This window comes from Paraburkholderia sp. XV, assembly GCF_020177535.1.
Lineage (GTDB): Bacteria > Pseudomonadota > Gammaproteobacteria > Burkholderiales > Burkholderiaceae > Paraburkholderia > Paraburkholderia caribensis.
On the sequence record NZ_JAGUUD010000196.1, the window covers coordinates 1 to 9,204 of the forward strand.

Sequence of the window (9,204 nt, forward strand, 5' to 3'; positions counted from 1 at the left end):
GCAAAGAAAAGTAGGTGCCGCCCCGCACAGGGGCGACGCGTGAAGCGAGATAACGAATCGCGGATGCCAGCGAAAAGGCCAAACGCACGAACGGCGACGCGTGAAGCGCAATAACAAAACCCGGACCCCAGCAACAACCAACCCCGCGCAAAATGCGCGCTCTACCGACACCTCACCAACAGCGCCTCGAGCGCTCTATCTGGCATTCCACTTTCCCGCAGCGCCTCAACCGTGCGACTCACATAATCCAGCGTGGTCCCATATCGCCCGGAAGCACACCCAAGCACCGCTTTCACAACGTCGTCAGACAGCTTGCCCGTATAAGAAGCCACATCCCGCCGCATCACAAACGCAAGCGCATCGACGCGCCGCCCATCGGCAAGCACGCAAGGCAGCCACGCCGAACGATACGAGCCCATCGCCATTTCCCGTCGCCAGAGCGCTTCGAGATGCGGCATCGCGCCCTCGGCAGCAAGCCTGAACGCAATCCCACTGCACGATCCGCCGCGGTCCAGCGCGAGCACGAGCCCCGGCTGCTCCGGCGTCCCGCGATTGACACGCGACCACAAATACAGCCCGCGATGATATCCATGCACACGAGAACGCAACGCCTCGACCGTCGGCAGACCGGGATTCCAGATCAGCGACCCATAGCCGAACAGCCACAAGTCGCTAGTGCGATCCCAGTCTCGCAGAGCGCATTCGAGCGACGCGCGCAGTTCGTCGTCCGTCAACAGCCGTGATTCGCCGAGCGACGGCGGATAGTCGGGGCACGGTTGACGCGGCGTCGGTGATGGAAGGGGTTGGCTCACGTTGATTCGATCGGTTGGCTGACTGGAGTTCGTCAGAGCCCGCGATCGACCAGGCGGCGATGCCGGCTCAACATCCCTGCTTTCGAGCCTTATTCGTACGGGTCGGGGAAGCCGAGCTTGCCGAGCACCTCGGTTTCGATCGCTTCCATTTCTTCGGCTTCCGCTTCGTCCTCATGGTCGTAGCCCTGCGCGTGCAGCGTGCCGTGGACGAGCAGATGCGCGTAATGCGCCTCGAGCGGCTTGTCCTGCTCGTTCGCTTCCTTCTCGACAACAGGGCAGCACAGAATCAGGTCGCCCGTGACAGGATCGTCTTCCGATTCCGCATAAGCGAACGTCAGCACGTTGGTCGCGTAGTCCTTGCCGCGATACGTGCGGTTCAACGTGCGGCCTTCGTCGGCATCGACGAAACGCACGGTCAACTCCGCGTCCGCGAAGAGCGCGGCCTTGACCCACGCGGCGACCGTTGCCTTCGGCAACAGCGTCTTGTGTTCGGGCCACGCTTTTCCAGCGGGAAATTGCAGGTTCAGCGACAGTTTCGGGGCGCGGCTCATGCGTTGTTCTTCGTCCAGGTCATGTCCGTGTTACTTCGCTGCGCTGGCGGCTTCGGCAGCGGCCGCTTCTTTTTTCGACGCCGCGTCGTACGCCTCGACAATGCGCGCGACGAGCGGATGCCGCACCACGTCCGCGCTCGTGAAGCGCGTGAGCGCGATGCCGCGCACGTCCTCGAGCACACGCTGCGCTTCGATCAGCCCGCTCTTGTGGCCGCGCGGCAAGTCGATCTGCGTTGTGTCGCCCGTGACGACCGCTTTCGAGCCGAAGCCGATCCGCGTGAGGAACATCTTCATCTGCTCGGGCGTCGTGTTCTGCGCCTCGTCGAGGATGATGAACGCATGATTCAGCGTGCGGCCGCGCATGTACGCGAGCGGCGCGATCTCGATCATCTGGCGCTCGAACATCTTCGCTGTCTTGTCGAAGCCGAGCAGATCGTAAAGCGCGTCGTACAACGGACGCAGATACGGATCGACCTTCTGCGCTAGATCGCCGGGCAGGAAGCCGAGCCGCTCGCCCGCTTCGACGGCGGGGCGCGTCAGCACGATGCGCTTGACCTGATCGCGCTCCAGCGCATCGACGGCGCAGGCGACGGCCAGATACGTCTTGCCGGTGCCCGCCGGGCCGACGCCGAAGGTGACGTCGTGCGAGACGATCTGCTTCAGATACTCGCGCTGCGCAGGCGTGCGGCCGCGAAGATCGGCGCGGCGCGTATACAGCTTCGGACCGAGTTCTTCCTCGTCCTCCACGCCTTCATGCGCCGGTTCGTCAAACGGATGATCCGGGTCGCCGCGAAAACGCGCTTCGGCTTCTGTCTCACCGTTACCGCCCGCGCGTCCGTTGTTGCCCGGATGGCGTGCTTCGACGAGCGCAAGCTGGATGTCGTCGACGGAGATTGGATCGCGCGCGCTGTTGTAGAAGTTTTCGAGCGCATTGAGCGCGATTTTCGCGCCGCGCCCGCGAATGCTGATGCGGTGTCCGCGTCGTTGCAGCGTGACGTCGAGCGCTTGCTCGATCTGCCGCAGGTTTTCGTCGAGCGGTCCGCAGAGGTTGGCAAGCCGCGCGTTGTCGTCGCGCGGCGCAGTGAATTCCAGATGTTGCTGAGTGGTCTTCAAGGCTTGGGTTAGGTCCTGTCGGTGCGCTACAGCTTAATGAGTGGCGGGCGCGGTGTCGTGAACCATCACGAGTTCGCCGCGCAACGAGTGCGGATACGCATGCACGATCTTCACGTCGATCATCTGGCCGATCAGGCGCGCGTGCGATTCCACCGGCGCGGGAAAATTCACCACGCGGTTGTTCTCGGTGCGGCCCGCGAGTTCGTTCGGGTCCTTGCGCGCGGGGCGCTCGACCAGAATCCGCTCGACCTTGCCGACCATCGCCTCGCTGATGCGCTGCACGTTTTCTTCGATCGTGGCCTGCAGATGCTGCAGACGGCGCAGCTTTACTTCGCGCGGCGTGTCGTCGTGCAGGTTCGCGGCGGGCGTGCCGGGACGCGGGCTGTAGATGAACGAGAAGCTCGTGTCGTAGCTCATGTCGTGCACGAGCTGCATCATCTTGTCAAAGTCTTCTTCCGTCTCGCCAGGGAAGCCGACGATCATGTCAGTCGACAGCGACAGGTCCGGACGGATCGCGCGCAGCTTGCGGATCACCGACTTGTATTCGAGCACGGTATAGCCGCGCTTCATCGCCATCAGGATGCGGTCCGAGCCGTGCTGCACGGGCAAATGAAGATGGCTCACGAGCTTCGGCACCTTCGCGTACGTGTCGATCAGGCGCTGCGTGAATTCCTTCGGATGCGACGTCGTATAGCGAATCCGTTCGATACCCGGAATCTCCGCGACGTATTCGATCAGCGTGGCGAAATCGGCGATCTCGGTCGAGCCGGCTGTCATTGCGCCACGAAAGGCGTTCACGTTCTGGCCGAGCAGCGTGACTTCGCGCACGCCCTGATCGGCGAGACCGGCGATTTCCGTCAGCACGTCGTCGAGCGGTCGCGACACTTCCTCACCGCGCGTGTACGGCACGACGCAGTAACTGCAGTACTTGCTGCAGCCTTCCATGATCGACACGAACGCGCTCGGGCCATCGACGCGCGCCGGCGGCAGGTGATCGAACTTCTCGATTTCCGGGAACGTGATGTCGACCTGCGGACGGCCGCTCGCGCGGCGCTGGTCGATCATCTGCGGCAGACGGTGCAAGGTTTGCGGGCCGAACACGAGGTCCACATAAGGCGCGCGGGAGACGATCGACGCGCCTTCCTGGCTCGCCACGCAGCCGCCCACGCCGATCAGCAGATTCGGGTTCGCTTCTTTCAGTTCACGCACGCGGCCGAGATCGGAGAAGACTTTCTCCTGCGCCTTTTCGCGCACCGAGCAGGTGTTGAACAGAATGACGTCGGCGTCTTCGGGAGTGTCGGTCTTGACGAGGCCTTCAGCCGCACCGAGTACGTCGACCATTTTGTCGGAGTCGTACTCGTTCATCTGGCAGCCAAAGGTCTTTACATAAACTTTCTTGGTCATCGGGTGTTCGCCGGTCGCAGTGGTTAACCTGGGGGCGTCAATAAAAGGTGAAGAGACAAAAAACGCGTGGCGCCGGGGCGCGGAGACTCGGACCGCCTACGGGTCCGAAGCGGCGCCGGAGCGCCCTGAACGCGTTTTTACAGCGTAGTCCAACATTATAGCCCTTTGCTGCGTGGGGCTTTGGCGGCGTGCCGGCACAGCGTGCCGGGCCGGCTTCATGCGCCGGTTTCCGTGCCGGCGGGCGGTTTGCGCGTGCGCGCGAGCGTCTTTCGGGCGCCGCCCTGCGGCGGTAAGCCAAGTTGCGCTTCCAGTTCGCCCGTCACCCTGGTGAAGCGCTCGGCGAGATAATCGAGCAGCACCCGCACGCGCGGCGCCATGAAGCGGTTGCGGTGATAGAGCGCGTGCAGCGGCGCATCGGGATAGCGCCATTCGGGCAGCAGCACGCGCAGGCCGTCGCTTTTCAGGTCGGCTTCGACGTCCCACATCGACTTGATCACGATGCCGTAGCCGCGTAACGCCCATTCGCGGGCGACGGCGCCGTCGTTGGTTTCGCGCGCCGATTCGAGCGGAATCGTGTACGTGACGGCCTCTGCGCCGCGCGTGAAGCGCCATTCGTTGACGGGACCCGACGCAGTGCCGAGGACGATGCAGTCGAAGCGCGCCAGGTCCAGCGGATCTGTCGGCTCGCCGCGCCGCGCGATGTATTCCGGCGATGCGCACAGTACGCGCGGATTCGGCGCGAGCCAGCGCGCGACGAGCGAGCTGTCCTGCGGCACGCCGAAGCGGATGGCGAGGTCGATGTCTTCCTGCACCAGATTCTGTAGCGAATCGGACAGCGTCAGCGCGAACGTGACGTCGGGGTAAAGCAGGTTGAATTCGTCGAGCCAGTGCATCAGCAGATTGCGCCCGAAATCCGATGTCGCGGAAATGCGCACCTTGCCGCGCACCGCGTTCTGGCCGGCCTGAAGCGCGGCTTCTCCGTCGTCGAGGGCGCGCAGCGCCTGCTGGCAGCAGTTGAGGTAGAGACGGCCTTCGTCGGTGAGACGCAGCTGCCGCGTCGTGCGCTCGAACAGGCGCGCCTTCAGTCCGCCTTCGAGTTTTGCGAGGCGCGCGCTGGCCGCCGCAGGCGTGAGGCCGAGCTTGCGGCCCGCCGCCGACAGGCTGCCCAGCTGCGCCGCTTCGACGAATAGCCGGATGTCACCCAGGTTGTCGGTCATTATTCGACACCGTTTGAAAATCCTTCAAATGGTACGCCAATTATCAAATCGACGAGCTTCGCGCACAATCCGATCCTGAAAACTCGAACATTCGCGTTTACCCGGAGCCCGCATCATGCATCTCGACCACGCGACGATCGTCACCCCTGATCTCGACGCCACCCGGCGGTTCTTCGTCGATGTCGTGGGGCTGGAGGAGGGCGCGCGGCCGCCGTTCGGTGTCGGCGGTTACTGGCTTTATGCCGACGGCCGCCCGGTGATCCACCTCGTCGAGTCGACGTTGCCGGGTCACTCGGGCCGCGTGACGCCGCGCATCGACCACCTTGCGTTCCGTCTCGACGACGGCGCGCAGTGGCAGGCGCTGCTCGCGCGGCTGGACAAGGCCGGCGTCGCTTATCAGACGGCCGATGTGCCGCTTTCGGGTGAAGTGCAACTGTTCGTCGCGCTCGCGGCGTCCGTCGTCATCGAGTTCGTGACGGCGGCGCGCAATGTCGGGCGCGCGTCCTTTTGAATCGTCGTCTGGAGCTTTCCATGCCCATTCCCTTGCTTGCGCTCGCGATCAGCGCGTTCGCCATCGGCACCACCGAGTTCGTCATCATGGGCTTGCTGCCCGATGTGGCGAAAGATCTTGCCGTCTCGCTTCCTTCCGCCGGGCTGCTCGTCAGCGGCTATGCGCTCGGCGTGGCCGTCGGCGCGCCGCTGCTTGCCGTCGTCACCAGCAAGATGCCGCGCAAGCTGGCGCTGCAACTGCTGATGGGCGTGTTCATCGTCGGCAATGTGCTGTGCGCGATCGCCTCCGACTACCCGGTGCTGATGATCGCGCGCGTCGTGACGTCGTTCGCGCACGGCTCGTTCTTCGGCATCGGCGCGGTGGTGGCTGCGTCGCTGGTGCCGCAGGAAAAGCGGGCCAGCGCGATCGCGCTGATGTTCACGGGTCTCACGCTGGCCAACGTGCTCGGCGTGCCGTTCGGCACGTTCATCGGCCAGATGTTCGGCTGGCGCGTCGCGTTCTGGATCGTCGCCGCGTTCGGCGTGCTGTCGCTCGCGGGCGTGACGGCGCTCGTGCCGAATCGCCATGACACGGGGCCGGCGGGTCTCGGCCACGAAGTGCGCGTGCTGAAGGACCCGCAAGTGTGGATCGCGCTGACGATGACGGTGCTCGGCTTCGGTGGCGTGTTCGTCGTGTTCACCTACATCGCGCCGATTCTCGAGCAGGTAAGCGGCTTCACGCCGCAGGGCGTCACGCTGATCCTGGTGCTGTTCGGCGTCGGCCTCACGGTCGGCAACACGATCGGCGGGAAGCTGGCGGACCGGTCGCTGATGCCGTCGCTGATGGGCATTCTGATCGCGCTCGCCGTGGTGATGGCCGTATTCGCGCACACCAGCCATTCACAGATTGCTGCCGCCGTCACGGTGTTCATCTGGGGAATCGCAGCGTTCGCGACCGTGCCGCCGCTGCAGATGCGCGTCGTCGAGAAGGCGAAGGCAGCGCCGAATCTTGCGTCGACGCTCAACATCGGTGCGTTCAACGTGGGCAACGCGGGCGGCGCGTGGCTCGGCGGGCTGGCGATCAGCCACGGTTACGGACTCGACGCCTTGCCTTACGTCGCGGCGCTCGTCGCGCTGGCTGCGTTGGCGCTGACATGGGTAGCGGCGCGGATGGATGCGCCTGCCGCTGTCGTCGCGGGGGACGTGCGCGAGCGGGTCTGAGTCCGGCGACTGCGCACTGGCGCTTCAGATGATGTCTTCGATGCCCACGCCGCCATGCGTGGGCATCTGTTTTTGCGGCCCGTGCCGATGAAGTCCGCGTCCCCGGCAACGCGCGCTACCGCCGGCGCTGCGTGCTGAACGCATCGCACGCCAGCGCATAAGGGTCCTCTGCGATCGTGATAACAGTGTGAAGATAACTTCGTTGGGCGCGCGAAAACCGGGTGCTAGTCTTGCCTCCACTAGTGCTTGCTCCGCACCGATGCGGGGCTTCTGGAGGTCATCATGCAGTCACCGCTTGCGCTCGTGCGCGACCGCGCGTCCGAAGGTCACGACGCAGCCCATGCCCACGACGATACGCGTTCCTCGGATTTCGACGCGCTCGAACACCGCGTCGGCGTGAACCTCGCGCGGTTGCGCGCGGAGCGTCAGTTGTCGCTCGATGCGTTGGCCCGAGCGTCGGGCGTGTCGCGCGCGATGCTCGCGCAGATCGAATCGGCGCGCAGCGTGCCGTCGATCAAGGTGCTGTGCAAGGTCGCGGCGGCCTTGAAGGTGTCGGTCGCGGCATTCCTGCGCCAACATGCTGTGAACGGCTTCGAGCATTTGCCGGCGGATCGCTCGGCGCGCGTCGTCACGTCGAATGGGCGTTACTGGACACGCGCGCTGCACCCCGATGCGGAGCCGTCGACCGCCGAGTTTCACGAGTTGCGCATCGCGCCGCTGCATACCGAGCCTGGCACGCGGCGCGCGCCGGGGACGACGGTGAATCTCGTCGTCAGCGTGGGCACACTCGAAGTCAGCGTGCACGACCGCCGTCAGTTGCTGGCGACGGGCGACTCGATCGTCTTCGACGCTGACCAGCCGCACAGCCTGCGCAATCCCGGCGACACGGAAGCGCGCGCGTTTCGCGTGACCGTGAATGCGGAAACGCCGCCGCGCTGGGATGTACCGCATGATGCGCCGCTCGCGCATGCGCATTCCGAAGGCTGAAACATGAAGCATGCGCTGGCTGCACGCCACGCGTGGTTGTTGTATGCTTCGCGAGCCGGATCGATCCGGTAATCAGTACGTCTTCAGGGCGGGGCGAAATTCCCCACCGGCGGTATGCAGGCGGCGCGCTTTGGCATGGTCGAAGCGTGAGTCTGCGAGCCCGCGAGCGCCTGCGTTGTAGTTCGAGTTTGCAGGGTCAGCAGATCTGGTGAGAGGCCAGAGCCGACGGTTAGAGTCCGGATGGAAGAAGATGCGCAGATAGTCATCTGAGTCTCCTGTCGACCTGGTTAGCGCGTGTGTGCGCTTTGCCTTGGTCCCGTGCGGAATGGCCGGTGCCGTGCTGCTCGTTGCGAGCGGCGCGCGGCTGCATCGTCCATTGGTTGCATGGCAGCCGTTTGCGGCTCGCGGGACGCGTTTGTCTGTTTGCAATGCCCTGAAACGTTTTTCGCCCACACTCTTGCGAGGAGCGTTTCACATGTCCGTAGTATCTACATCTGCTGCATTCGCTTGGCCTGCGCCGTCTGTCGTTGCCGAGGACGCGTCCGCCGATCTTCCCCTGCTTGCCACCGAACCCATACCGCCGCGCATCGCCGCTGCGCTCGACGCCTTGCGCGAGGGCCGTGCCGTCGTGCTTCAGGACGATCACGACCGCGAGAACGAAGCCGACCTCATCATGTCGGCGGAGCGCATGAGTGTCGAGATGATGGCGCTTTTTATCCGCGAGTGCAGCGGCATTGTGTGTCTGTGCCTGACTGACGACAGGGTACGCGCGCTCGAATTGCCGCCGATGACGGCTCACAACGAAAGTCGCAATACGACGGCGTTTACGGTGTCGATCGAGGCACGCGAAGGTGTGTCGACGGGGGTGTCTGCCGCTGACCGGCTCACGACGATTCGTGCCGCGATTGCTGATGACGCGAAGCCTGCGGATATTGTGCGTCCGGGTCACGTGTATCCGTTGCGCGCGATGCCGGGCGGCGTGTTGGCGCGGCGCGGGCACACGGAAGGGACCGTCGATCTCGTGACGTTGGCGGGGCTGAAGCCCGCTGGGGTGTTGTGCGAGTTGATGAACGCTGATGGCACGATGATGCGAGGTGTTGATGTCGAGCGTTTCGCCGCTCGGCACGATATGCCGATGCTTACTATCGCAGAATTGGTCGAGTTTCGGCGCGCGATGGCCTTCGCGCGGGAGGCTTGTTGCGAGGTTTGAGGTTTTTTGGGTTTTTGGTTTTGGGTTTTGGGGTTTGCTGCGCAAGTGGTCTGGAGGTTTTTGCGTTTGCGCGCGGTTGGTTGGGTTTGCTCGGGTTTTCGCTGGCATTCGCGATTTGCCTTTGCTTTCGCTGGCATCCGCGATTCGTTAGCGCGCTTCAGGCGTCGCCCCTGTGCGGGGCGGCACCTACTTTTCTTTGC

General features: G+C 64.2%; 9 protein-coding genes and 1 riboswitch. Of the genes, 4 read left to right on the forward strand and 5 right to left on the reverse strand.

What is annotated here, in order from left to right; genetic code table 11:
• Nucleotides 1-161 precede the first annotated feature (161 nt).
• The 5 genes from KFO72_RS40340 to KFO72_RS40360 form a co-directional block, all read right to left on the reverse strand.
• The gene (locus tag KFO72_RS40340) at nt 162-812 is read right to left on the reverse strand and encodes a gamma-glutamylcyclotransferase (RefSeq protein WP_225034439.1); all 651 of its coding nucleotides are present in this window, start codon (nt 810-812) and stop codon (nt 162-164) included.
• Between the two features lie 89 nt (nt 813-901).
• The gene (gene ybeY, locus KFO72_RS40345; RefSeq protein WP_225034441.1) at nt 902-1,363 is read right to left on the reverse strand and encodes an rRNA maturation RNase YbeY; all 462 of its coding nucleotides are present in this window, start codon (nt 1,361-1,363) and stop codon (nt 902-904) included.
• A 30-nt stretch (nt 1,364-1,393) separates the two neighbouring features.
• Nucleotides 1,394-2,476 carry a PhoH family protein gene (locus KFO72_RS40350; protein ID WP_060602312.1) on the reverse strand — a complete coding sequence of 361 codons (1,083 nt, stop codon included), beginning with the start codon at nt 2,474-2,476 and terminating at the stop codon, nt 1,394-1,396.
• A gap of 33 nt (nt 2,477-2,509) precedes the next feature.
• Entirely contained in the window at nt 2,510-3,880 is a 1,371-nt protein-coding gene (gene miaB / locus KFO72_RS40355; protein ID WP_060602309.1) for a tRNA (N6-isopentenyl adenosine(37)-C2)-methylthiotransferase MiaB, read from the reverse strand.
• A gap of 215 nt (nt 3,881-4,095) precedes the next feature.
• On the reverse strand, nt 4,096-5,097 hold the full coding sequence (locus tag KFO72_RS40360) for a LysR family transcriptional regulator (protein ID WP_225034445.1): 1,002 nt from the start codon (nt 5,095-5,097) through the stop codon (nt 4,096-4,098).
• A 115-nt stretch (nt 5,098-5,212) separates the two neighbouring features.
• Here KFO72_RS40360 and KFO72_RS40365 point away from each other — a divergent pair, with 115 nt between their 5' ends.
• From KFO72_RS40365 to ribB, 4 genes are all read left to right on the forward strand, one after another.
• Complete coding sequence (locus KFO72_RS40365; protein ID WP_054929738.1) at nt 5,213-5,608, forward strand: VOC family protein; 396 nt, start codon at nt 5,213-5,215, stop codon at nt 5,606-5,608.
• 20 nt (nt 5,609-5,628) lie between these two features.
• The gene (locus KFO72_RS40370) at nt 5,629-6,807 is read left to right on the forward strand and encodes an MFS transporter (protein ID WP_225034446.1); all 1,179 of its coding nucleotides are present in this window, start codon (nt 5,629-5,631) and stop codon (nt 6,805-6,807) included.
• 282 nt (nt 6,808-7,089) lie between these two features.
• On the forward strand, nt 7,090-7,794 hold the full coding sequence (locus tag KFO72_RS40375) for a helix-turn-helix domain-containing protein (protein ID WP_035987591.1): 705 nt from the start codon (nt 7,090-7,092) through the stop codon (nt 7,792-7,794).
• A 75-nt stretch (nt 7,795-7,869) separates the two neighbouring features.
• A riboswitch (FMN riboswitch) is annotated at nt 7,870-8,050 on the forward strand.
• Between the two features lie 219 nt (nt 8,051-8,269).
• Entirely contained in the window at nt 8,270-9,004 is a 735-nt protein-coding gene (gene ribB, locus KFO72_RS40380) for a 3,4-dihydroxy-2-butanone-4-phosphate synthase (protein WP_225034447.1), read from the forward strand.
• Nucleotides 9,005-9,204 lie beyond the last annotated feature (200 nt).